This is a genomic window from Oceanisphaera sp. (genome assembly GCF_052084945.1).
In the GTDB taxonomy this organism is placed as follows: Bacteria; Pseudomonadota; Gammaproteobacteria; order Enterobacterales; family Aeromonadaceae; genus Oceanimonas.
In genome coordinates this window covers 1-23,043 of the sequence record NZ_JBQDEX010000013.1, presented here as the reverse complement: position 1 = coordinate 23,043, position 23,043 = coordinate 1, and the positions used below count along the sequence as shown (strand labels likewise).

At 45.9% G+C, this 23,043-nt stretch carries 21 protein-coding genes and 1 riboswitch; of the genes, 3 read left to right on the top strand and 18 right to left on the bottom strand.

The window, feature by feature from the left end:
• Window positions 1–18 precede the first annotated feature (18 nt).
• The 12 genes from atpG to mioC all read right to left on the bottom strand — a co-directional run bounded on the left by atpG (window position 19) and on the right by mioC (window position 10,418).
• Window positions 19–879, bottom strand: a complete 861-nt coding sequence (gene atpG, locus ACTHY5_RS02415) for a F0F1 ATP synthase subunit gamma (protein WP_441875887.1) — start codon at window positions 877–879, stop codon at window positions 19–21.
• Between the two features lie 42 nt (window positions 880–921).
• On the bottom strand, window positions 922–2,463 hold the full coding sequence (gene atpA, locus ACTHY5_RS02410; protein ID WP_441875884.1) for a F0F1 ATP synthase subunit alpha: 1,542 nt from the start codon (window positions 2,461–2,463) through the stop codon (window positions 922–924).
• Between the two features lie 14 nt (window positions 2,464–2,477).
• Window positions 2,478–3,008, bottom strand: coding sequence for a F0F1 ATP synthase subunit delta (atpH, locus tag ACTHY5_RS02405; protein WP_441875881.1), 531 nt, complete (start codon window positions 3,006–3,008; stop codon window positions 2,478–2,480).
• Window positions 3,009–3,021: 13 nt separating this feature from the next.
• Window positions 3,022–3,492 carry a F0F1 ATP synthase subunit B gene (gene atpF / locus ACTHY5_RS02400; protein ID WP_441875878.1) on the bottom strand — a complete coding sequence of 157 codons (471 nt, stop codon included), beginning with the start codon at window positions 3,490–3,492 and terminating at the stop codon, window positions 3,022–3,024.
• Between the two features lie 49 nt (window positions 3,493–3,541).
• On the bottom strand, window positions 3,542–3,781 hold the full coding sequence (gene atpE / locus ACTHY5_RS02395; protein ID WP_208006156.1) for a F0F1 ATP synthase subunit C: 240 nt from the start codon (window positions 3,779–3,781) through the stop codon (window positions 3,542–3,544).
• A 63-nt stretch (window positions 3,782–3,844) separates the two neighbouring features.
• Window positions 3,845–4,624: a F0F1 ATP synthase subunit A gene (gene atpB / locus ACTHY5_RS02390; RefSeq protein ID WP_441875876.1), complete on the bottom strand. Its 780-nt coding sequence runs from the start codon at window positions 4,622–4,624 to the stop codon at window positions 3,845–3,847.
• 8 nt (window positions 4,625–4,632) lie between these two features.
• A complete protein-coding gene (locus tag ACTHY5_RS02385) occupies window positions 4,633–5,016 on the bottom strand; it encodes an ATP synthase subunit I (protein WP_441875873.1) in 384 nt (127 codons plus the stop codon).
• A 210-nt stretch (window positions 5,017–5,226) separates the two neighbouring features.
• Complete coding sequence (locus ACTHY5_RS02380; RefSeq protein ID WP_441875870.1) at window positions 5,227–6,132, bottom strand: ParB/RepB/Spo0J family partition protein; 906 nt, start codon at window positions 6,130–6,132, stop codon at window positions 5,227–5,229.
• Entirely contained in the window at window positions 6,129–6,932 is an 804-nt protein-coding gene (locus ACTHY5_RS02375) for a ParA family protein (RefSeq protein WP_441875867.1), read from the bottom strand. Before ACTHY5_RS02375 ends, ACTHY5_RS02380 begins: the two co-directional genes overlap by 4 nt.
• 9 nt (window positions 6,933–6,941) lie before the next feature.
• Complete coding sequence (rsmG, locus tag ACTHY5_RS02370; protein ID WP_441875864.1) at window positions 6,942–7,574, bottom strand: 16S rRNA (guanine(527)-N(7))-methyltransferase RsmG; 633 nt, start codon at window positions 7,572–7,574, stop codon at window positions 6,942–6,944.
• A gap of 21 nt (window positions 7,575–7,595) precedes the next feature.
• Window positions 7,596–9,485: a tRNA uridine-5-carboxymethylaminomethyl(34) synthesis enzyme MnmG gene (gene mnmG / locus ACTHY5_RS02365; protein ID WP_441875861.1), complete on the bottom strand. Its 1,890-nt coding sequence runs from the start codon at window positions 9,483–9,485 to the stop codon at window positions 7,596–7,598.
• A gap of 486 nt (window positions 9,486–9,971) precedes the next feature.
• Window positions 9,972–10,418 (bottom strand): FMN-binding protein MioC, encoded by a 447-nt coding sequence (gene mioC / locus ACTHY5_RS02360; protein WP_441875857.1) that lies wholly within the window; start codon window positions 10,416–10,418, stop codon window positions 9,972–9,974.
• A gap of 270 nt (window positions 10,419–10,688) precedes the next feature.
• On the opposite strand from mioC, the gene gdhA reads away from it, so the two are divergent.
• Window positions 10,689–12,044: an NADP-specific glutamate dehydrogenase gene (gdhA, locus tag ACTHY5_RS02355; RefSeq protein ID WP_441875855.1), complete on the top strand. Its 1,356-nt coding sequence runs from the start codon at window positions 10,689–10,691 to the stop codon at window positions 12,042–12,044.
• Between the two features lie 127 nt (window positions 12,045–12,171).
• Here the strand turns inward: gdhA and ACTHY5_RS02350 are convergent, their stop codons facing one another.
• The gene (locus ACTHY5_RS02350; RefSeq protein ID WP_441875853.1) at window positions 12,172–12,528 is read right to left on the bottom strand and encodes a RidA family protein; all 357 of its coding nucleotides are present in this window, start codon (window positions 12,526–12,528) and stop codon (window positions 12,172–12,174) included.
• A gap of 200 nt (window positions 12,529–12,728) precedes the next feature.
• Between ACTHY5_RS02350 and ACTHY5_RS02345 the strand changes: the two genes are divergently transcribed.
• A complete protein-coding gene (locus tag ACTHY5_RS02345) occupies window positions 12,729–14,534 on the top strand; it encodes an MOSC N-terminal beta barrel domain-containing protein (RefSeq protein ID WP_441875851.1) in 1,806 nt (601 codons plus the stop codon).
• Between the two features lie 26 nt (window positions 14,535–14,560).
• Here the strand turns inward: ACTHY5_RS02345 and ACTHY5_RS02340 are convergent, their stop codons facing one another.
• The gene (locus tag ACTHY5_RS02340) at window positions 14,561–17,395 is read right to left on the bottom strand and encodes an FAD-binding and (Fe-S)-binding domain-containing protein (protein ID WP_441875848.1); all 2,835 of its coding nucleotides are present in this window, start codon (window positions 17,393–17,395) and stop codon (window positions 14,561–14,563) included.
• 179 nt (window positions 17,396–17,574) lie between these two features.
• Between ACTHY5_RS02340 and ACTHY5_RS02335 the strand changes: the two genes are divergently transcribed.
• Window positions 17,575–18,609, top strand: coding sequence for a Gfo/Idh/MocA family oxidoreductase (locus ACTHY5_RS02335; RefSeq protein ID WP_441875845.1), 1,035 nt, complete (start codon window positions 17,575–17,577; stop codon window positions 18,607–18,609).
• A gap of 72 nt (window positions 18,610–18,681) precedes the next feature.
• On the opposite strand, the gene ACTHY5_RS02330 is transcribed toward ACTHY5_RS02335, so the two are convergent.
• The 4 genes from ACTHY5_RS02330 to pyrC form a co-directional block, all read right to left on the bottom strand.
• Window positions 18,682–19,158, bottom strand: a complete 477-nt coding sequence (locus ACTHY5_RS02330; protein ID WP_441875843.1) for a DUF1456 family protein — start codon at window positions 19,156–19,158, stop codon at window positions 18,682–18,684.
• Complete coding sequence (locus tag ACTHY5_RS02325; RefSeq protein ID WP_441875840.1) at window positions 19,151–19,438, bottom strand: RNA recognition motif domain-containing protein; 288 nt, start codon at window positions 19,436–19,438, stop codon at window positions 19,151–19,153. The genes ACTHY5_RS02330 and ACTHY5_RS02325 overlap by 8 nt, the downstream gene beginning before the upstream one ends.
• Window positions 19,439–19,659: 221 nt before the next feature.
• The gene (locus ACTHY5_RS02320) at window positions 19,660–21,099 is read right to left on the bottom strand and encodes a sodium:solute symporter family transporter (RefSeq protein ID WP_441875837.1); all 1,440 of its coding nucleotides are present in this window, start codon (window positions 21,097–21,099) and stop codon (window positions 19,660–19,662) included.
• A gap of 95 nt (window positions 21,100–21,194) precedes the next feature.
• Window positions 21,195–21,323: riboswitch (TPP riboswitch) on the bottom strand.
• Between the two features lie 359 nt (window positions 21,324–21,682).
• The gene (gene pyrC, locus ACTHY5_RS02315; RefSeq protein WP_441875834.1) at window positions 21,683–22,723 is read right to left on the bottom strand and encodes a dihydroorotase; all 1,041 of its coding nucleotides are present in this window, start codon (window positions 22,721–22,723) and stop codon (window positions 21,683–21,685) included.
• Between the last annotated feature and the right edge of the window lie 320 nt (window positions 22,724–23,043).

The following is a 23,043-nucleotide window of genomic DNA, read 5'->3' as shown; positions in this document are numbered from 1 at the left end:
CCTTTGAATACCCTTGCCTTATACGGCACCGGCCCCTGCCACAATCTCACTTAGCTCTTGGGTAATCGCCGCTTGACGGGCTTTGTTATACACCAATTGCAAATCGTCGATCATGTCACCGGCATTATCGGTGGCGGCTTTCATTGCCACCATACGTGCAGCCTGCTCACTGGCGAGGTTTTCTACCACGCCTTGATACACCTGTGCTTCCACAAAGCGCACCAGTAACTTGTCTAAGAGTGACTTAGGATCAGGCTCATAGAGGTAATCCCAGCTGTGAGTGGCAACGTGTTCTTCCGCTGCGGGTAAGGGTAACAGTTGATCGATCGTGGGTGCCTGTACCATGGTGTTTTCATATTTATTGTACACCAAGTACAGTTTATCTATCTCACCCGTGTTGTATGCCTCAAGCATCACGGTAACAGAGCCTATCAACTCAGCTAGCGATGGGTTATCACCCAAGCCGCTTTTTTGAGCAATGACCTTGCCGCCAAAGCGCTTAAAAAAGCTAACCGCTTTGCTGCCGATTAGGCCTAAATCAATTTCAACGCCTTGGTCGGACCATGCTTTAATGTCGGTGAGAGCTTGTTTGAACAAGTTTGTGTTCAAGCCACCACACAGGCCTCTATCGGTTGAGATAATAATATACCCAACGCGCTTAACCTCACGGTCTTCCATATAGGGATGCTTGTATTCCAAGTTCCCTTGCGCGACGTTACCGATCACCTTGCGTATGGTTTCAGCGTATGGTCGGCTGTGGTCCATTCGTTCCTGCGCTCTGCGCATTTTCGAGGCGGCCACCATCTCCATAGCGCTGGTGATCTTTTGAGTGTTTTTAACACTCCCGATCTTGCTACGTATTTCTTTTGCGCCGGCCATGTCGCTTCTCCAATTCAGGTGGCAGCAAACGCTGCCACATGGTTACCAGGACTGGGTAGCTTTAAAGCTATCCAGCAACGCAGTTAGCTGTGCTACAACATCTTTGTTGTAGTCGGCTTTCTCGTTGACGTCTGCCATAGTAGCAGCATGTTCTGAACTGGCATAAGCGAGCAAGGCAGCTTCAAACGTAGTGATGCTTTGCAGCTCCACATCGTCTAAATAGCCATTTTCGGCGGCAAACAATACTAAGCCTTGTTCTGCAACAGACATAGGACGATATTGCGTCTGCTTCATCAACTCGGTTACTTTTTGACCGTGGTCTAATTGCTTACGAGTTGCAGCATCTAGGTCGGAAGAGAACTGAGCAAAGGCAGCTAATTCACGATACTGAGCCAAAGCAGTACGAATACCACCCGACACTTTCTTGATTAGCTTAGTTTGTGCAGCACCACCAACACGGGATACAGAGATACCCGGATCAACTGCTGGACGAATGCCAGAGTTAAACAGTTCAGTGGTCAAGAAAATTTGACCATCGGTGATTGAAATTACGTTAGTTGGTACAAACGCAGATACGTCACCAGCTTGGGTTTCAATGATAGGTAGCGCGGTTAACGAACCGGTTTGACCTTTCACTTCACCATTAGTGAACTTTTCTACATAGTCAGCCGATACGCGAGAAGCACGCTCTAGCAAACGGGAGTGCAAGTAGAAAACGTCACCAGGGTAAGCTTCACGGCCTGGCGGACGACGAAGCAGCAAAGAGATTTGACGGTAAGCAACGGCTTGTTTAGACAAGTCATCGTATACAATCAGTGCATCTTCACCGCGGTCGCGGAAGAATTCACCCATAGCACAACCTGAGTAAGGTGCTAAGTACTGCAGTGCTGCAGACTCAGAAGCCGAAGCCACTACTACTATGGTGTTTTCTAAAGCGCCATGCTCTTCAAGCTTACGCACCACGTTAGAGATGGTGGACGCTTTTTGGCCAATAGCCACGTACACACACTTAACGCCAGAGTCTTTTTGGTTGATGATGGCATCAACAGCCAGGGCAGTTTTACCTACCTGACGGTCACCGATGATCAGCTCACGCTGACCACGACCCACAGGGATCATGGCATCAACGGCTTTATAACCCGTTTGCAGGGGCTCATCAACCGATTGACGGTCAATTACACCTGGTGCAATAACTTCTACTGGAGAGGTAGTATCTGTGTTAATGACACCTTTACCGTCGATTGGCTCACCCAAGGTGTTAACCACACGACCCAATAGATTACGACCTACTGGAACTTCCAGAATACGGCCAGTAGAACGCACCTTCATGCCTTCGGCTAGATCCGCATACGGACCCATTACCACGGCACCGACAGAATCGCGCTCTAAGTTTAGTGCCAAGGCGTAACTTCCGCCTGGCAATTCAATCATTTCACCTTGCATGATATCAGCAAGGCCGTGAACACGGATGATACCGTCACTTACAGAGACGATAGTACCTTCATTTCGTGCTTCACTGACAACGTTGAATTGCTCGATACGCTGTTTTATCAGCTCGGCAATTTCAGTTGAATTCAGTTGCATGCTCTATTCCCCAATCAAGATTGCAGCGTTTCAGCCAAGCGGGACAGCCTGCCCCGAACACTTCCGTCGATTACTAGGTCACCGGCAGTAATAATAATACCGGCCATCAGTTTTTTATCGACACTGCAATTCAGCTTCACTTTGCGATCTAGGCGCTTTTGTAGTGAGGCTTGAATCTTGGCCATTTGTTGCTTAGTCAGTTTGGTCGCAGAAACCACATCGGCTTCTACCGCCCGGTCCAGCTCTGCCTTCATAACGGCAAATTCTTGAACCACTGCTGGCAACGCACTCAAGCGTCCGTTTACAGCCATCACCTTTATCAGGTTTTGGCCTTGCTCATTGAGCTGTTCGCCACAGATAGCCAAAAACACGTCGGCCATCTTTTCCGCGTTCAGATTGCTGTTGATAAGGTCGTCAACTTGCGGGTCTTGTGTCACTTGTGCAGCGAAACCCAACATAGTTAACCAGTTATCAACCGCTTTTTTCTCAACGGCAAAATCGAAAGCTGCTTTGGCATAGGGGCGAGCAATGGTAATCATATCCATAGCTCTATGTCCCTTACAGTTCAGCTACTACTTTCTCTACAATGTCGCTGTTAGCAGCGGCATCAATCTGACGCTCGAGGATCTTCTCTGCACCCACTAGGGCAAGAGTAGCAACCTGCTTACGCAGTTCCTCTTTGACACGACTGCGTTCGGCTTCAACTTCAGCCTGGGCCTGTGCCAGAATTTTTTCACGTTCAGCTTGCGCTTCGCGTGTAGCATCCTCGACGATCTGAGCCTTACGCTTATTTGCCAACTCAACAATTTGAGCAGACTCAAGCTTGGCGTCTTTCAGTTGTTCGGTTGCATGATTTTGCGCCAGTGCTAAATCTTTCTTAGCACGTTCCGCTGATGATAAGCCATCGGCGATTTCTTTCTGGCGAGCATCAATGGCACCCATAATTGGGGGCCATACAAACTTCATACAAAACCAAACGAAGACAATAAAGGCGACCGTTTGACCGAGGATTGTTGCGTTCATATTCATCGCAACTCTCCTTTAAAATAGTTGACAGACTGATTGATAAACCGTGGCATTAAACGGCGAAAATCAGATACAGAGCCATACCAACAGTAATCATAGGAATAGCATCAACCAGACCAACTACGATAAAGAAGTTAGTACGCAGAGCTGGCAACATGTCAGGCTGGCGAGCAGCACTTTCCATAAACTTACCACCCAGCATAGAAATACCGATAGAAGCGGCAATTGCGGCAAAACCTAACATCACAGCGGCAGCGATGTAGACGATTTCCATGTTCAGTTGCATTTCCATTTTATTCTCCAATTATTTAGCGATTTAAACGACTGCTTGTTAAAGTATTGTTATCTTTTATTATTAATGTTCTTCAGCTGCCATTGATAGGTAAACAACGGACAAAATCATGAAGATAAAAGCCTGTAGGGTAATAATCAAAATATGGAAAATCGCCCAAGGCACATTAAGGGCCCATTGAGACCACCATGGTAACAAACCGGCAATTAAGATGAAGATCATCTCACCTGCATACATGTTACCAAACAGTCGTAAACCTAGAGAAATAGGCTTTGCGACCAGTGATACAGTCTCAAGCACCAAGTTAACAGGGATCATTGACCAATGGTTTAGTGGTTGCAGTGTTAGCTCTTTAACAAAGCCAGACACGCCTTTCTCTTTGATACTGAAGTAAATGATCAAAAAGAACACACCAAAAGCCATGGACATGGTGATGTTAACATCGGCGGAAGGAACAACCCTCAGGTAAGGAACACCTAGCAATTGTGCGCCATAAGGTATTAAGTCGACCGGTAATAGATCCATCAAGTTCATTAAAAACACCCACACAAAGATAGTTAACGCCAACGGGGCGATTAACTTACTTTTTGCATGAAAAACGTCTTTAACTGAATGGTCTATAAAGCCGAATAACAACTCAACGGCACATTGCAACTTGCCGGGTACACCACTGGTTGCACGAGTGGCAACTTTATGGAATAACCACAAGAACAGTATTCCCAGGACAACGGAAACAAGCAAAGAATCGATATTTAACGTCCAGAATCCCGAACCAACCTGTAAATGTGTCAGGTGGTGTGAGATATAATCCTGGGAAGTTAAGACATCTCCTGTTGCAGCCATGTGTTTTCCTAGTAACGGTTGTTGAGAGTGAACGAAAAAATCCACTGCATCAGCAATGCGAGGGCATAAGTAGTAAACAGAGGCACAACTTGCACTTCCATAAACTTGAGCACTATCACAAACAATAAGATAGTACTACCAAACTTAATCCCAGCTCCGCTGTAAAAGTCCGCCAAAATACTATCGGGTGTAGCCTGCTCAGCATTAAATGCCAGAACCCGCATACTAAATAGACATTGGGGAACCCAGTAGATTCCGCCCCCAATAAGGGCGGAACGAGCAGCAGCCTCGCCTTGTATATAAAAAAACAAGGTACTGACCACTACCACCAAGAGTAATTGTCTAGACAAAATCACCAGCGCCATTTGCTTGTCGCTAAGGTGTGGCTTCATTTGCTCCACAAAAACTCCTGATACAGTTAGGGGCCAATTGGCTACACACTACTCGCTGGCAATGTATTGTCAGTTAAGCCCCAAAAAATCAGGTCAAATTATACCCGTGCTAGATGTAAATGCAATTACGTTAACCTGTTATTTTTGCAGGTTAGCAACGGTTTTTCCGAGTATTTACTACGGGTAAACCTCATTGATAACCTTGGCTAATTATTCATCTTCTTGATCACTAATCCCAAAAAAATGACTAATTTTATCCAGCTCATTCAATGAGTTATATGAAATAACTAGCTTACCTTTGTCTTTATGGGTCGACTTGATTTCTACTTTTGCACCTAACTTGGTGCCTATCTCTTGTTCAAGTTGACTCATTAACAAAGATCTTGGCTGCTCTACCGGCACACTTTTAGGTGATAGAGTCTGTTTAACTAATTTTTCAGTTTCGCGAACTGTCAGACCTTTTTGCGCGATTATGCGAGCTAACTCCGTTTGGTGATCACCGGTAATGGCTAGCAAGGCGCGAGCATGCCCCATCTCTAAAGAGCCATGTTCTACTAATTGCTTTACATCTTCATTGAGCTGGGTCAAGCGCAATAGGTTAGACACCGCACTGCGACTTTTACCCACTGCATCGGCAACCGACAAATGCGTAAAGCCAAACTCTTCAATTAGCCGAGCTAGAGCACGAGCTTCTTCTATTACATTTAAGTCTTCGCGCTGGATATTTTCAATTAGACCAATGGCCATAGCCTCTTGGTCGGCAACGTCTTTAATGAGGCAGGGGACTTGGCTTAACCCCGCAATACGGGCCGCACGCCACCGACGCTCACCGGCTAATATTTCATAGCCTCCATTTGCCAATGGGCGTACTACAATGGGTTGAATAATACCTTGCTGGCGTATTGACGTCGCTAACTCCTCAAGTGCCACTTGAGACATATCGCGCCGTGGTTGATATTTACCCGGTTGTAGGTCACGTAAGCTCAGTGTTTTTAAATCACCACTAGCGTCTGGCTGTGAGTGAGTGTCGGCCTGGTGTTGACGCAGGTTAGCCGCCGAACTGGTACTCAATAACGCATCAAGCCCTTTACCTAAACCCCGTCGTTTCATATTCATGCTGATGGTTCCGATGATAGATGAGAATCTGTTGCCAATTCTTCTCGGCGTAATATTTCCCCTGCTAGTGCTAAATAAGCTTTGGCACCTAAAGAAGATTTATCATAATACATGGCCGGTTTACCAAAGCTTGGAGCTTCAGCTAATCGCACATTACGCGGTATCACAGTGCGATAGACCTTATCGCCAAAATAAGATTTAAGCTGATCGGACACCTCATTAGATAACCGATTTCGATGATCGTACATAGTTCTCAATATGCCTTCGATTTTTAAGTCGGCATTAACTACAGAGGCCAGTTTACTAATGGTATCGACTAAGGCTGTAAGGCCTTCAAGTGCAAAATATTCGCACTGCATAGGCACTAATACTGAATCGGCCGCCGACATAGCATTAACAGTCAATAAGTTAAGAGAAGGAGGGCAATCAATAAAGATATAATCGTAGTGATCTCGCACCGGCGCCAAAGCGCTGCGTAAGCGGGTCTCTCGCGCAAACACTTCCATTAACTTTATTTCCGCTGCTGTTACATCGCCATTACCGGCAACCAAGTGATAGCCACCACTGGTTTCACACTCTACCACTTGCTCTATAGGTAATTCATCAACCAATAATTCATACGCAGTATTGGGAACTTGATATTTATCAATGCCGCTGGCCATAGTGGCATTCCCTTGAGGATCCAAGTCAATTACCAATACCTTGCGCTTAGTTGCCGCCATGGAAGCTGCTAAATTAATACAGGTTGTGGTTTTCCCCACGCCCCCTTTCTGATTGGCAATGGCAATGACTTTTCCCACCGAACACCTCTATTTCGCTAATTTGATAACCACCAAATGGCGGTCTCCGTCTTGCTCTGGCACCACTAAGGAATGCACCTTATCTAATACCAAATGTGCAGGTAATGATTGTAATTCTTGCGCTGGATATTGGCCTTTTAGCGCCAAAAATCTGCCAGCAGGCGCAGGCAGATGAGCGCACCAGCTTATCATGTCATCCAGCGAAGCAAAGGCTCGACTTAATACCCCATCAAACTTTTGTTCGGGTCGATACGCTTCAACCCGGCTTTCTACTGCTATCACATTAGTCAGTCCTAACTGATGGATCACCATGCGAATAAAGCGAATACGCTTACCTAAGCTATCTAACAGCACAAATTGTTTATCCGGATTAGCAATAGCTAAGGGCAGCCCAGGCAAGCCAGGCCCAGTACCCACATCAATAAAATGAACACCGGTCAAATAAGGGCCAACCACTAAACTGTCCACGACATGGCGGCCCACCATGGCGTGTGGGTCTCGTACTGAAGTTAAATTAAAGGCTTTATTCCATTTATCGAGCAAGGTAACCAAGGTCACTAACTGATCACGCTGTTGGTCAGATACTGACAATGCTGTTTTTGACAATAAGCGGTCTAAGGTATTTCTCAATTGTGCTTTCATGGTTATATCTATGCCAATATCTTAAGCTGATTTACGCAGCAAACCGCGTTTTTTAAGGTGGACTAACAAAATAGAGATGGCCGCCGGCGTAACGCCTGGGATCCGCGATGCCATACCAAGCGTTTCTGGCTTAGCCTGATTTAGCTTAGCGATCACCTCATTAGACAGACCAGGTACTTCGTTATAATCTAAATCCAGTGGCAAACGAGTATGTTCGTTACGTAAATGCTTTTGGATTTCCCCTTTTTGACGTTCAATATAACCGGCGTACTTCACTTGAATTTCGACTTGCTCTGCCGCTTTCTCATGCAAAGTACCAGGGCCAATACCTTCAACCGTCATCAAGGTTTTATAATCAACTTCGGGGCGGCGTAACAACTCCTCAAAGGTGTGCTCTTTGATGAGTGGTTTATTTAATAACTTATTAAGTTCTGGTGCTACCTGATGCGTAGGGCTCACCCAGTTATCGCGCAATCGTTGCGTTTCTGTAGTAATTTGTTCCATTTTATCACAGAACAGCGCCCAACGATGATCATCGACTACGCCGAGCTTACGGCCTGCTTCAGTTAAGCGAAGATCGGCATTATCTTCACGTAATAATAAACGATATTCCGCACGGCTAGTAAACATCCGATAGGGCTCTTTAGTCCCTAAGGTGGATAAATCATCCATCATCACACCCAAGTAGCCTTGATCACGCCGGGCAGACCACTCCTCTTTGCCAAATGCACGGCGAGTGGCATTAATTCCGGCCAATAAACCTTGTGCAGCAGCTTCTTCGTAGCCTGTGGTACCGTTTATTTGTCCTGCAAAAAACAAGTTATGTAAGCACTTGTTTTCCATATTAATTTTTAAGTCTCTAGGATCAAAGTAATCGTACTCTATGGCATAACCGGGACGCATAATATGCGCCTGCTCAAAGCCTTTTATGGAACGTACAATCTTGAGCTGTACATCGAAAGGTAGGCTAGTTGAAATACCATTCGGATAGAGCTCAGTGCTGGTTAGTCCTTCTGGCTCAACAAAGATTTGATGCGATGTTTTATCAGCAAAACGCATGATCTTATCTTCGATCGAAGGGCAATAACGTGGCCCGATCCCCTCGATCACCCCACCGTACATAGGGCTACGATCTAAGTTTTGACGGATCACCTCATGAGTTTTCTCATTGGTATGAGTGATATAGCAAGGAATTTGTTTTGGTTGATCAGCGCGGCTCCCAATAAACGAAAATACTGGTGTAGGATTATCGCCAGGCTGTTTTTGCATCACTGAAAAATCAACACTGTTGGCATCAATTCGTGGGGGAGTGCCGGTTTTTAAACGATCGATGCGTAATGGTAATTCTCGTAGGCGTTGTGCTAGAGCAATGGAGGGCGGATCGCCTGCGCGACCGCCTTTGTAATTATCCATGCCAATGTGGATTAAGCCGTTCAAAAAGGTGCCCACGGTTAAGACAACGGTTTTAGCACGAAACTTAAGGCCTGTTTGAGTAACAACACCCACAACGGTATCGCCCTCTAGGATCAAGTCATCACAGGCTTGTTGAAAGATCCTTAGGTTAGGCTGGTTTTCTAAACGGGTTCTTACTGCTTGTCGATATAACTGACGATCCGCTTGTGCTCGAGTCGCTCTAACCGCAGGGCCTTTTGAAGCATTCAAGGTTCTAAATTGGATCCCGGCGTTATCAGCAGCCATGCCCATAATCCCGCCCAGAGCATCAATCTCTTTTACAAGGTGGCCCTTGCCGATCCCACCAATGGCTGGATTACATGACATCTGTCCCAAAGTATCAATGTTATGGGTTAATAATAGCGTGTTTGCGCCCATACGAGCAGCAGCAGCAGCGGCTTCAGTGCCGGCGTGTCCACCACCAACAACGATGACATCAAACGATTCTTCATAGTGCATAACGAATACTCTTGAAACAAGCTGTGAAAGGATCTCAAAGAAGGATCATTTTAGCTGTTTTCTTGTCTGGATGGAAATGCGATCGAGAGGATCTTGGTTACCTTAATAGATCTTAGATCTTTAAAGAGATCTTTTATTATGACTACTATTAGGGATCCATATTTCTGTTAATAACTACTTTTTGATCTTAAAGATCATGAGCTTAAGCACGATCACTTATTGTGTACAACCTTTAGGTAGATCCCATTAGACTGGTGGGTAACTTGGACAGTTACCCACAGGCACTAAGTGAAAAATATTTGATTAATAGGATAACTATAGGTTTACCACCGATTTTAACCATTGTTATGCACATAGATGTTTTTTAGAGGCGAGTTAGTAGAGTGATTTTTATTAGATGATCTGTTGATAACTTGGTGGAGGAAATTTTATAGAGGAGGGATCCAAGCTATGTTGGATCCATTATAAAGAATACTCGCATACGATCTAGCGATGAGTTAGCCAGTGATCGAGCCACTTTTCAGCGATCGCTTCAGGAGGATCTTGTTGGCTGACATCTATAGTAAGTAGATCGGCCACCCGACTTGCTCCTAAGTGAGTGAACTGCTGATCCAGTGTTTGTATCGCTTGGCAAAAAGTATCGTAAGCTGAATCTCCTAAACCGACAGCAATATACTCTAGGTCTGCTAAATGAGGCTGCTTGGTTATAAGTTGCATCAACAAGGGCTGAATATTGTCTGGTAGGTCTCCTGCTCCATGAGTAGAACAGACTAATATTAGATAATGGTCTGGCTTGATCAAGATGTGATCAACTTGGGGAGAAGTGTGAATAACTGTTTGATGACTTCTATTTTGTAAGATATCGGCCATATCTTCGGCCAGATCTTCAGCCGAGCCTAATGTTGAACCTACAAAAAAACTAAAGTGACTCATGCTGTTCCTTGTGTAAAAAAATGGTTATTTTAACACCATTTTGGGCATTAGTCGGTGTAAGATAATGGTGAGGCTCAGAGAAACACCATGCTAAACGTGATTATTTTAGTCTTTATATACATAAATTATTAGGTTTTCGGCGGTTTTAATGCATAAATATTCTATTTTTTTTGTATAAAATATTGACCAGATAACGGATCCATATTTCAATAGCAGTGGGGCTCAATTCGTTTCCCAACGAAAATGCACAAAAATAACAAGGAAGATATCGTGACGTATATTCATAACACTATCACCAAACTCAAGAAGACCAGCCCAGCGCAAGCTGAGTTTTACCAGGCTGTAGAGGAGGTGCTTGAATCGTTACAGCCCATCCTTGAAACGAACGAACAGTATCAACTTAACTCCATTATCGAACGTATTGTTGAACCCGAACGCCAACTGATGTTTCGCGTCCCTTGGGTTGATGACCAAGGTAAAGTACAGGTCAACAAAGGTTATCGTATCGAGTTCAACTCGGCTCTAGGTCCTTATAAAGGCGGCCTTCGTTTTCACCCAAGCGTTAATGCCAGCATTATTAAATTTCTCGGTTTTGAACAAATCTTCAAAAATGCATTAACGGGTTTGCCTATTGGCGGCGGGAAAGGCGGTGCTAACTTTGATCCTAAGGGTAAATCTGATGGCGAAATTATGCGCTTTTGTCAGTCCTTTATCACTGAGCTATATCGTCATATCGGCCCTACTACAGACGTACCTGCGGGGGATATTGGAGTTGGTGGACGCGAAATTGGCTATATGTTTGGTCAATACAAGCGCATAACTGGTAGCTTCGATGGCGTATTTACAGGTAAAAGCCTGCACTGGGGCGGCTCTTTAGCGCGCAAGGAAGCAACCGGCTATGGCTGTGTTTACTTTGCCCAGTACATGTTAGAAGACAAAGGCGACACTTTAGCGGGCAAACGTTGCTTAGTATCGGGTGCGGGTAACGTGGCAATTTATACCATAGAGAAGCTGTATCAGTTGGGCGCGATCCCTGTAAGCTGTTCAGACTCAAGCGGTACTATTTATCATGAATCGGGGATTAATCTTGATACCCTAAAAGAGCTCAAAGAAGAACGTAAAGTACGCTTAAATGAATACCTTGATGCTCATCCTGATGCTAAATTTATTGCTAAAGCTGATTATCCGATAGAAGGTAATGCGGTATGGCACTTAACTGGTGCTCAGCTAGCTTTCCCTTGTGCGACACAAAATGAATTAAATGAAGCGGATGCTAAAGCACTGGTCGCTAATGGCTGTATTGGTGTGTCTGAGGGCGCTAATATGCCTTCTACCCAAGATGCGGTAGAAGTCTTTTTAGCGGCAAATCTTTATTATGGCCCTGGTAAAGCAGCCAATGCGGGTGGTGTGGCTACCAGTCAGTTAGAAATGGCACAAAATGCGAGCATGCAACGCTGGAGCTTTGAAGAAGTAGACGAGAAACTTAAAGTGATCATGAAGAACATTTATCAAAGTGCCAGTGAAACAGCAGCAGAATTTGGTGAACCAAATAACCTAGTATTGGGTGCCAACATTGCCGGCTTCCGTAAAGTCGCCGATGCCATGATAGAGCAGGGTGTCGTTTAAGAAAACGACGTGTAATACGCCGTACGCGGTACGTTAAAAAAGCCCCAAGCCATTAGGCTTGGGGCTTTTTCGTTGATGATTAGTGCTTAATTGATATTAACGGTCAGCGTATGGCATACGGCGTTGCTTACGCTTCTCTTACTGCTGCCGTGACGGCTATTTCAACTAAGACTTCTTCTCGTGCCATGGCTCCTTCTACACAGGTGCGGGCAGGGGCGTGACCTTCGGGAACCCAAGCGTCCCATACCGCATTCATAGCGGCAAAGTCTTTCATGGTTTTAACAAAAATCATTGCCGACAGTATATGCTCGCGACTTGAGCCGGCTTCTAATAAAAGCTCGTCTACTTTTTCTAGCATACTGGCGGTTTGCTCAGTTATCCCCTTGCTAGCATCTTTCGGCACTTGGCCACATAAATAGATAATGCCATTATGCTTAACAATACGGCTCATGCGTTGGGCAACTTGCTCGCGTTCAATCGTCATTATGATTCCTAGTAGGTTGAGAAAGAGGTGAAGCTTTTCGAGTCACGCTTTACGCCGTACGCTATCCGTAAAGAAAGAGAGGCGGTGTTAGTCTTTAACGTATGGCGTACAGCGTAAGGCTTATAGCTTCTTTTAGTAGGTAAACCTTACCTTGTGAGCGGCACTTGTAAATATTTAATTATCAAAAGGAAGAAAATAATATGGCGCTGGTCACACAGCTGAATATCTACCCACTCAAATCGGCTGCTGCTTTATCTGCTAATGAAGCTTTTGTTGCCCAAGAAGGAATAGTAGGGGATCGCCGCTATATGCTGGCCAACAGAAACGGCCACTTTATTAGTGCTCGTACTCATCCTCGCTTGCAACGCATTCAAGTACAGCCTGTAGTCGGTGGCCTAAACTTACACTATGGCTATCAACATTTAGCCGTGCGCCAGTCGGCTTTTATACAGCAACCTATGAGTGCTCAAGTGTGGGATGATTATTTTACAGCACTGAGTACACACCCAGAATATGATGCTTGGTTTAGTCAGATCTTGGGGGAGCCATTGCAGCTGCTTTGGTTAGGCGAGCACTCTCAACGTTACCGTGAATCCATTAATACGCCGGTCAGCTTTGCCGATGGCTACCCCTTGTTACTTATATCAGAAGCCTCCCTGCATGATCTTAACCTAAGAGCAGATGCCAAGCTGCTTATGTCTCAGTTTCGTAGCAATATAGTGGTTGCCGATACGCGAGCTTTTGCCGAAGACGGTTGGCGGCGGATCCGCATAGGTCAAGTTGAGTTTTTAGTCGCTAAGCCCTGTAGTCGTTGTGTGATGACAACAATAGTGGCAGGCACAGAGCACTTCAATGCGCTCAAAGAGCCTTTAGCAACCTTAGTTAATTATCGGCGTGGTAGCGATGGGGAAGTCTATTTTGGGCAAAATTTAATTCCGCTGAATGAAGGGCATATCAGACAGGGTGATAAACTTGAAGTGTTAGAATATGCCAGCGCCCCTATTTATCCCGACTCTGCGCCCAAACGTCGCGTATTAAGGTGTGTTGCTCGCGAATCACTCACCTGCGATATAGAAACTTATTGGCTAGCAGCAGCCGATGGTAAACCCCTTGCAACCTATCTGGCGGGGCAGCATTTACCGATAGCGATTGATATTGCAGGTACTCGTTATATTCGCTATTACACCTTAAGCTCTAGCCCAGCTCAAGCCGATTGCTATGCCATTAGTGTGAAACGTCAACCGGACGGAAACGTCTCTTCTTGGTTGGCCGAGCACTTTCAGCCTGGGTGTACTTTATTGGCCCATACACCGGCTGGTGACTTTGTATTGCAATCGGCAAAGCGGTATTTATTACTGTCTGCGGGCTCAGGTATTACGCCTATGCTATCTATGGTACGTACACTAGCCGCTCAGTCTTTATTAGATGATGTGCTGTTTATCCATGTTTGTCGCACAGAGAAAGATATGCCTGCCGCAGAAGAGTTACAGCAATTAGCGCGTCAGCATAGTGGTTTGCAAGTGCAGTTTATTCTTACACAAGATAAAAAAGGAGAGGGCGGTCGGCTGACCTTAGGGCAGTTAGCGGCAATTAATAGGTTACAAGAACGACAAACCTATCTCTGTGGTCCGGCTGGTTTTATGGAACAAGCCCGTAGTTGGCTATTAGCACTCGGTTTACCTGTAAATCGTTTACAGCAAGAATACTTTGCTAGCCCACAAAGTGAGAATGTTTCACGTGAAACACAGTCAATTGCCATTCAAGTCGGAGCACACCGTTTTACTGGTAATAATCAACAAGATCTCCTCACCCAAGCAGAGCAAAACGGCATAACCTTACCTTGGTCTTGCCGAGCAGGTATTTGTGGCAGCTGTAAGCAACAGCTAGTGAGTGGTGAAGTGGACCAGCCTGCAGCACCTGCCTTGTCTATGGCAGATCGCGAAGCCGGTATTGTCTTAACCTGCTGCTGTGTACCATTAACGGATCTGGTTCTTAAAATACGGTGAAGGCCTCACACATTACCCCTTACTCTTCACGGCGCAGCCGCTGCTTCATCGACCAAATACAGAATCGACTCGTAGTTGATACCGCTGTGATGACTTAAGCCAAGTTCACAGGTACGACTGTTGCTAATACCGCGGGTACAACCTTTAGGTACTTGCTGCTTTAAGGTAGCCAGTGCTGAGGCGTTGAGCTCGGGCAGGGTAAAGCCTTTGTCACCAGCAAAACCGCAGCAGCTAATATGTTCGGGCACTATCACTTCAGTAGTGCAGCGTTTAGCCAAAGCTAACATTTTATCGGCCAGGCCCATGCGTTGGCTGCTACAAGTGATGTGTAGCATTACCGTCTCATTAATAGGAGTCAGTTGTAAGTGCTCTAAAGCTTGTTCCAGCACAAAAGACACTGGTTCATAAATAGAGATATCTTGAGTGAAGCTAGCTAAACTGTGCTTAGCACAGGGGCTGGTGTCCATTAATACCGGCCAGCGACCTTGCTCAGAGGCTTGCCACAAATACGTTTCTAACTCCTGCATCTTATCGGTTGCCACATCAAATAACCCCTTGCTTTGATAAGGCATACCACAGCACAGGCTATTTAACTGCGAGGGGATGATCACCTCAAAGCCTGCCTTGGTGAGTACCGACAAGGTTACTGCTGTTAAAGAACGGCTGTCGGTAGCCTGCTGCGATTGCGCTAAGGTACGGCTGGCGCAAGAGGGGAAGTACACCACTTTTTTAGCTGTCGGTAGCTTTTTCGGCTGCTGGCTCAGCTGAGTGGCTACTGATGACTCAGCTGAGTTTGCTGCCGGTAGTTCAGGAAACCACATAGGCAGCTTGTTACGGCTAACAGAGCGTAAACTGCTATTGAAGCGAGCCATGGCTTGATGACCGACTACTTTACTAATGGTGTTAGCGGTATTCAAAGCTATGGCTACGGCTTGAGTGGTACCCGTAAAGTGTGCGGCAGTCCAACGAGCAATAGGCTGAAACTTCTGATAACGCGCAGTACGCAGCTTACGAACTAAGTCGCCAGTGTTAATGCCGACTGGGCAGCGTTGCTCACACAAGCCGGTGGCGGCACAAGTATCAATCCCTTGATATTCAAATATCTGCTGTAAGTTATCATCTATTACTTGGTTGTTAGCTGCGCGGCGTTGTAACTCTCGATACAGCACAATGCGTTGGCGAGGGGTTAAGCTTAAGTTGCGTGAGGGACACACCGCTTCACAAAAGCCACATTCAATGCACTTATCAATTATCGGATCGGCTGGCGGTAGGGGTTTTAAGTGCTTAAGGTGAGCTTTTGAGTCTGCGTTAACAATAACGCCTGGGTTAAGAATGCCTTGTGGATCAAACAGTGCTTTAATGTTTTGCACCAGTTGATAGCCATCTTTTCCCCACTCTAGCTCAACAAAAGGCGCCATATTACGGCCGGTACCGTGCTCGGCTTTGAGTGAACCTTGGTACTCTACGGCAACCAATTGCGTCACTGCCGCCATAAAATTACCATAGCGTTGGCGTTCGCTCTCACTATCAAAGCCTTGAGTGAATACAAAATGCAGGTTGCCTGCTAAGGCATGACCAAAAATGATGGCCTCGGCATACCCAAACTGTTCAAATAATTGGGTAAGCTTGCGTACTGCCGTTGCCAGATGTTCCACGTGAAACGCTACGTCTTCAATAACCACAGTAGTGCCGGTTTCACGCACCGCACCCACGGCAGGGAACATGCCTTTACGCATTGCCCACAAATTTGCGCACACGGTTTTATCTTGAGTAAAAGAGATTTGATTAACACGAGTAAAGGCTTCTATGGCCGTCATGGCATAATCGCAAGCTTGCTGTAATTGGGGTTCACTTGCTCCCTGTACTTCTATGAGTAAGGCGGCGGCTTCTAAATCTAAGAGCTTAATAAAATCAGGCATGCCTGGGTTATCAGCAATAGAGCGCAATGCTCGGCCATCCATCAGTTCCACAGCGGCCACCTGAGTGTTGGCAAGTTCAGTGACGGCTAAACAGGTGGTTTCTATATCGGGATACACCAGCAGGCAAGAGGCTTTAAAGGCAGGATCGGGAACACTGTAGTAGGTAATATCATTAATAAAGCCTAAGGTACCTTCGGATCCAATCATCAAATGGGCAAGCATATCAAAGGGATCGGAAAAGTCAGTCAGAGCATTAAGACTATAACCTGTGGTATTTTTTAGCCGGTATTTATGACGAATGCGCTCGCTTAAGCTGGGATTATTAGCGACGTCTTGGTGGAGTTGTTGCAAACCAGCTAATAGCTGCGGCTGTTGCTTAGCAAATGTCGCCTTGCTTAGCTCGTCTCGGGTATCAAGATAAGTACCATCGGCTAATACCAAACTTAAACCGGCTAGCGTACGATAAGAGTTCTGAGCGGTCCCACAACACATACCCGATGCGTTATTCGCAGCAATACCACCTATTTTACAACTGTTGATAGATGCAGGATCGGGGCCTATTTTACGACCAAAAGGGGCCAGGTATTTGTTGGCATCGGCGCCAATTACGCCCGGTTGCAAGGTGATGGTATTGGCCTGAACACCTATTTTATAGCCGCGCCAGTCATCGGTTAAGGTGATAAGTACAGAGTCTGAAATCGCTTGCCCCGATAAACTGGTACCAGCAGCACGAAAGGTACAATGGATCTTATATTGGTGACATAACTGCAGTACTTGCCTTATTTGCTCTGTGTTTGAGAGGCGCAATACTATTTTAGGAAGTAAGCGATAAAAGCTAGCATCAGTGCCTAGGGCTAGACACTGAGAAGCGTCAGTCACTATACTGTTTGCAGGCAGTATTTTAGCGAAAGCATCCCTCAGTAAAGAGTAATGAGGTTCCATCAGGTATCCTTTTTTTATCAGTAAGCTCGCTTTAGAAGTTATCGCTAAGCGAATGCTAGAGCGGTTTCAATTTATCCTTACTTTATTATCGGTATGGTTTTTGCGAAACAGTAACGTAAAAATCACGCCTGTTTAGGTCACTGATGGTATAACAAATTTGATTTTTAACGAGGTTGATCATGATTAAAACCGCCATTGTTGGCTATGGGCAGTCTGCTAGTATTTTCCATTTGCCGTTTATTGATAGTTTGCCAGATTTTGAACTGGTGGCGATTAGTACCTCTAAACCAGAAAAAGTGGCTCAGGAATGGCCAGAAGTGACTGTCTATACCGATGTCGATCAAATGTTAGCAGAGTCGAACGCTGATTTAGTCGTGATTACCGCTCCCAACGAGGTGCATTACGAGCTAGGACGCAAGGCATTAAATATGGGCTTGCATGTGGTGATGGAAAACCCCACCGTGACCCAATTACACCAAGGTGCCGAGCTAATGCGTTTAGCCGAAAGCCAGCAACGCTGTTTGATTCCATTTCATAATCGCCGTTGGGACAGTGACTTTGTCACGCTACAAGCATTATTAAAAGCAGAAACACTAGGACCTATCCATGGCTTTGAGTCGCACTTTGACCGCTTTCGCCCCAGAGTCAGAGCAGAGCAGCCAGGGGTGGGGGCAGGGGTGTGGTTTGACTTAGGCGGCCATCTTGTTGACCAAGTGTTAGTGCTATTTGGTAAGCCGCAATCGGTTACTGCGCGTTGTTTATCTATGCGTCCAGGATCTGAGGTAACAGACTACTTCCATGTGCAGCTGCATTATCGCGATAAAGAAGTGGTACTGCACTCTAGCCCCTATCATCCTGGGCCTACACTGCGCTTTAAATTACAAGGTGAGTTAGGTTGCTATATTAAGCGCGGATTTGATCCTCAAGAAGAACGTTTACAAAATGGCATAGTGCCAGACTCGCCATTTTTGGCTAAAGAAGCTGTGGATGATTACGGTATCTTCTATTCTGATGACGATGCACAAGTGATTGAGTCAGAAATCGGTGGCTATCGTCATTTTTATCAGGCTACGGCACAGGCTATTCGTGGTGAAGCGCCGCCACCCGTCAGTATGCAAGACGCATTAGATGGACTGAACATTATTAATCTTGCAGAAAGAAGCTCTGCCGAGGGAAGAACCGTTTCTTTAACCGCTACCAGCTTTAGAGAATAGGGTAAGGGCTGCACCAAGCTAAACAAAAGGCCGAGCGATAAGCTCGGCCTTTTTATGCTTTTATTATAACGACTACTCAGCGCTTTGATTGCGCTGTAGTGCTAAGCCTTGTAAAAAGTTACGTAGGAACTGGTCGCCGCAGGCTTGATAATGTTTGTGACCGACTTTGCGAAATAATGAGGTTAACTCGGGTTTTCTAATTTCAAAACCGGCTAAAGAAAGCAGACCAAGAATGTCTTCTTCTTTTAGTTCAAGTGCCACGCGCAGCTTTTTAAACACCTGATTATTGATAGGTTCTGCTGAGGTATCCGCCTTAGGCGCAGGGCCGCCTTCACGTGGGCCGCGATTTTTTAAAATAAGCCCGTCTAAAAAGCCCAGAAGTTGCTCATTGCTACAGCTGTGGTAATTGTCATCTTCTTCTTTAGCCAGCAGCGCTAAAAACTCAGCTTCGTTAATGGTGATCCCACCTAAGCTAAACAGAGTGAGAGACTCGTTATCTTTAAGGTTAAGAGAGTAGCGAATGCGACGTAAGATATCGTTATTAGTCATTTTTTTTAGCCTCGCTCAAGTTATTGGCTGCTGTATTTGGCTTTTCTTCTGCTTTTTTAACACGAATTTTTTGTCCGTCAACTTCAATGCCGTTCAAGCTTTTAATGGCCGCTTTGGCTTGAGCTGGATTAGGCATAAAAGCAAAACCAAAACCTTTAGAGTTGTTGGTTACGGGATCCATAACAAGATGAAAGTAATGCACCAGGCCGTAAGGAGCCAGTAGCGCTAATATTTGTTGTTCTGTGGTGAGGCGCGATAGGCCTCTGATCATAATCTTCATGGTGTCTCCAAATGACGCCGTCGCGCCTTACCTTCAGTGATAAGTCGGTAATAAAAATAAGAAATGGGCTTAGAGTGAACTGTGTCATATCGCGCACTCAAGGGGTCGCGAGTGTAGCAGCTTGTGTGGCTAACGTCTGCCTGCTTATCTGCTGAAATGGCGGATTTTGGGATTAAAAAAAGCCGACTCACTGGTCGGCTTTATGTGTTATTCGTGAGCAATTAGCTTTCAAAACTACGAATACGTTGGCGTAATATTGAAAAATCAAAAGGCTGTTTAGTCGGTACTAGCAGTAACAAAATAGACACCAGTACTGGCACTAAGCTTGCTAATAAGAATGATTCAAGTAAATAGTTTATTTCTGCACCCGGTGCAGGGAACAACCATAGGCCAGCGACCAAACCCGCACCGGTACTTAACACAGCGTTATAGCTTTGATAGCGAGCACTATAAAAACCAAAGAACACTGGGAAAGCAGCGGCACAGCAGAGTAGGTCGGCAAGTAAGAATAGATACAGCACACTAAAGCCTTGAGAGGCCACAATGAGCACCGGAATAGACAGCAGTACGATTAACCAGCGTGATAAGCCCAGCAGTCGGTTAGCATTAAAGCTGGGGAGCATGCGGCGTAAATCCACCACCATCATGCTAGAAATACCGCTAATGGTTGAGTCGGCACTGCTCATGATCAGCGCTAGGCCAAAGGGTAATAACCCAATAGCAAACCACAACGGAATATTGGATAGCAAGACGTTAAATAAGGCGACGGAACCACTGCCGGGTAGGTCTAACCCCACAAAAGCCAAACCAAACAAGCCCATAATAAAGATAAATACAAAGCTGACTAAACCACTCACAATAAAACCATTACGAATGGCTTTATTGTCTTGGGCGGCAAAAATGCGTTGCCAAGTGCCCTGATAAAAGAGGCCTGTAAGCACCACGGCAATAAAGAAGGTAAGACCAGACTTAAAGCCAGACATATCAAACGGGTTAAGCAGCTCTGGTGCTGTTTCTTTTAATCCCACAATGGTAGGAGCTAATCCCCCCACGGCCTGCCAACCAAACATAATCAGTAACAGCAAGAAGGGTAAAATCACCAGCATTTGTACGCGGTCGGTAAAAATAGTGACTTTTAAACCACCGTATAAAGTGTAGAGCAAGGTGGCAACCATCACTATGCTGGCCGTTACCCACAAGGGGACGGGGGCTAATAGTTCCACCATTTTCGCAATGGCAGTTAACCCTGCGGTCAGTGAGATAAACATATAAAACATCATGATAACCATCACGAATAAATACATGGTTTTGCCGTAGCGGTGTAACACAAACTCGGTAAGGGTGTGTCCTTCGGGGATCAGCTCACGCAGGCGCTTACCCAAGGGGATCATCATAAAGCGAGGCGCTAAAGAGCCTAGGGCATAACCGGTGACGGCACCAATACCGCCCCAAGTTGCAGCTTCGGCTGGGCCAAATAAAATCCAAGTGCCCAGTGAAGTTGCGAGTAAGGTGAGCATGGTGGCTAATCCACCTTGGCTATTGCGCGCCACAATAAAGCTTTCAAGGTTATCTTGTTGACGGCGCGCATAATAGAGGCCTGGTATGGCAAAAAAAGCGGCAAAAAAACAGAGCCAGAGAATGGCTTCGGTTGTACTAAGCATGTGTTCTCCCTTTGCCTAAAGTAGGCAAGCATTACGATAATAGTCAGTCATTGACTATAAATGCCGAGTAACAATAAGCCGCGCAGGGGAGAGTGAGGATCAGTCATTTCCTTCCCTTCGCCGGCATTACCCGGATCAGGTTCGAAGGGTTACCGCAGCAAATTGCGGAATCTCAGCCAAATTTAGTGTTACTTACAACACCTTAGGCCCCCCTAGGAATGTTCCTGAGAGTAAGAATAAAAGTGATGCTTGTCAAACTTTGGACAAACAGCGCCTAGCGCCCGGCTCCAAGCACCAAGCTAAGAGACTAACCAACACCCACACCTATTTTGCAACGGAACCTGCGCCAATGCGGTGCTCCAGGGGAGAGCGCTTTTTGTAGGCGAACATTTATTCTCGCATTACGCTGTAAGCGTAAATTTTTTAAATATTTCCGGCTGCGCCGAAATGCGAGAGCAAGCGTTCGCCTATAAAGGTAATAAAAAAGCCCCAAACCATAGGCTTAGGGCTTATCATTTCTGGGCGCTGGGCGCTGGGCGCTTAGTGATTTTCTATCCGCTTCACTCCTCACCCCTCATAAGGTTTATTTAACCGTCCAGCTAATGCTTTCACCGGCGCGGATCGGAACCAGTTTATTGCCGCCTAAAGGCAAGGTCTCGGGAACAGTCCAAGACTCTTTCACCAAGGTAATGGTATCGGCATTGCGTGGCTGACCATAAAAGTCAGGGCCATTGTGGCTGGTAAAGGCTTCTAGCTTATCCAGCGCACCGGCTTCTTCAAACACTTCGGCATATAACTCCACAGCAGCGTGAGAGGTATAAGCGCCAGCACAACCACAAGCGGTTTCTTTATTCTGCTGAAAATGCGGTGCCGAGTCAGTACCCATAAAAAACTTCTTATTGCCGCTCGTCGCCGCTCGCACTAAGGCTTCTTGATGAGTATTACGCTTTAATATCGGTAAGCAGTAGTAATGCGGGCGAATGCCACCCACTAACATATGATTGCGGTTAAACATCAAGTGATGGGTCGTAATAGTGGCAGCTAGGTTATCGCCGGCCTGCTCAACAAAGTTGACCGCATGCTCGGTGGTAATGTGTTCAAGTACAATTTTTAAGTTTGGAAAGTCGCGCACCACATCAGGCAAGATAGTGTCTAGAAAGACCTTTTCGCGGTCAAAGATATCGATACTTGGGTCTGTCACTTCGCCATGTACTAGTAACAAAATCCCTGTTTCTTGCATGACTTCCAGTACCGAGTAAATGTTTTTTACATCTGTGACACCTGAGTCTGAGTTGGTGGTGGCACCCGCAGGGTACAGCTTGCAGGCAACAATTTTACCCGAAGCTTTAGCGCGACGAATTTCTTCTGGGTCTGTTTTGTCAGTGAGATATAAGCTCATCAAGGGTTCAAACTGACTGCCTTTGGGGCGAACTGCAGTTATTTTTTGGTAGTAATCTAGCGCCAGCTCTGTGGTGGTAGCCGGGGGGAGTAAGTTAGGCATAATGAGCGCGCGGCCCAAGTAGCGGCTGGCATCACTGACGGTGTCTTTTAGTTGCTCGCCATCGCGTAGGTGTAAGTGCCAGTCATCGGGGCGGGTGATAGTTAAGGTGCTTGCTGTGCTCATTGTGTGGGGTTCTCCATGTCATCCATACCTCCATTATCCACGGCTTAGCGATATTAACCAAATCGAAGACAGCTGGAAGCCATAAGTCTGTCACTTCATCACACCTTTTGCTTGTATTATAAATAAAAATGAGATAGGTAATTTAGTCGGTTCGGCCTGCATAACGGCCGAACAAAGGGTCTTCTTCACCGACACGCTGCAAGTACCTCCCTGTAACGCTCAAACACATGACATCCATGTCATGTGATGGCCGGTGAAGAAGATACCTTTATCCGGCCACATACCACTGTATCGCTTGTTAGCGTCGATGACAGACATCC

What these genes read in the sequence shown, in the direction of transcription:
- atpG (WP_441875887.1), bottom strand. Translation starts at nt 879, where the DNA reads ATGGCCGGCGCAAAAGAAATACGTAGCAAGATCGGGAGTGTTAAAAAC.
- atpA (WP_441875884.1), bottom strand. Translation starts at nt 2,463, where the DNA reads ATGCAACTGAATTCAACTGAAATTGCCGAGCTGATAAAACAGCGTATC.
- atpH (WP_441875881.1), bottom strand. Translation starts at nt 3,008, where the DNA reads ATGGATATGATTACCATTGCTCGCCCCTATGCCAAAGCAGCTTTCGAT.
- atpF (WP_441875878.1), bottom strand. Translation starts at nt 3,492, where the DNA reads ATGAATATGAACGCAACAATCCTCGGTCAAACGGTCGCCTTTATTGTC.
- atpE (WP_208006156.1), bottom strand. Translation starts at nt 3,781, where the DNA reads ATGGAAATGCAACTGAACATGGAAATCGTCTACATCGCTGCCGCTGTG.
- atpB (WP_441875876.1), bottom strand. Translation starts at nt 4,624, where the DNA reads ATGGCTGCAACAGGAGATGTCTTAACTTCCCAGGATTATATCTCACAC.
- ACTHY5_RS02385 (WP_441875873.1), bottom strand. Translation starts at nt 5,016, where the DNA reads ATGAAGCCACACCTTAGCGACAAGCAAATGGCGCTGGTGATTTTGTCT.
- ACTHY5_RS02380 (WP_441875870.1), bottom strand. Translation starts at nt 6,132, where the DNA reads ATGAATATGAAACGACGGGGTTTAGGTAAAGGGCTTGATGCGTTATTG.
- rsmG (WP_441875864.1), bottom strand. Translation starts at nt 7,574, where the DNA reads ATGAAAGCACAATTGAGAAATACCTTAGACCGCTTATTGTCAAAAACA.
- mnmG (WP_441875861.1), bottom strand. Translation starts at nt 9,485, where the DNA reads ATGCACTATGAAGAATCGTTTGATGTCATCGTTGTTGGTGGTGGACAC.
- mioC (WP_441875857.1), bottom strand. Translation starts at nt 10,418, where the DNA reads ATGAGTCACTTTAGTTTTTTTGTAGGTTCAACATTAGGCTCGGCTGAA.
- ACTHY5_RS02350 (WP_441875853.1), bottom strand. Translation starts at nt 12,528, where the DNA reads ATGACGATTGAACGCGAGCAAGTTGCCCAACGCATGAGCCGTATTGTT.
- ACTHY5_RS02345 (WP_441875851.1), top strand. Translation starts at nt 12,729, where the DNA reads ATGGCGCTGGTCACACAGCTGAATATCTACCCACTCAAATCGGCTGCT.
- ACTHY5_RS02340 (WP_441875848.1), bottom strand. Translation starts at nt 17,395, where the DNA reads ATGGAACCTCATTACTCTTTACTGAGGGATGCTTTCGCTAAAATACTG.
- ACTHY5_RS02335 (WP_441875845.1), top strand. Translation starts at nt 17,575, where the DNA reads ATGATTAAAACCGCCATTGTTGGCTATGGGCAGTCTGCTAGTATTTTC.
- ACTHY5_RS02330 (WP_441875843.1), bottom strand. Translation starts at nt 19,158, where the DNA reads ATGACTAATAACGATATCTTACGTCGCATTCGCTACTCTCTTAACCTT.
- ACTHY5_RS02325 (WP_441875840.1), bottom strand. Translation starts at nt 19,438, where the DNA reads ATGAAGATTATGATCAGAGGCCTATCGCGCCTCACCACAGAACAACAA.
- ACTHY5_RS02320 (WP_441875837.1), bottom strand. Translation starts at nt 21,099, where the DNA reads ATGCTTAGTACAACCGAAGCCATTCTCTGGCTCTGTTTTTTTGCCGCT.
- pyrC (WP_441875834.1), bottom strand. Translation starts at nt 22,723, where the DNA reads ATGAGCACAGCAAGCACCTTAACTATCACCCGCCCCGATGACTGGCAC.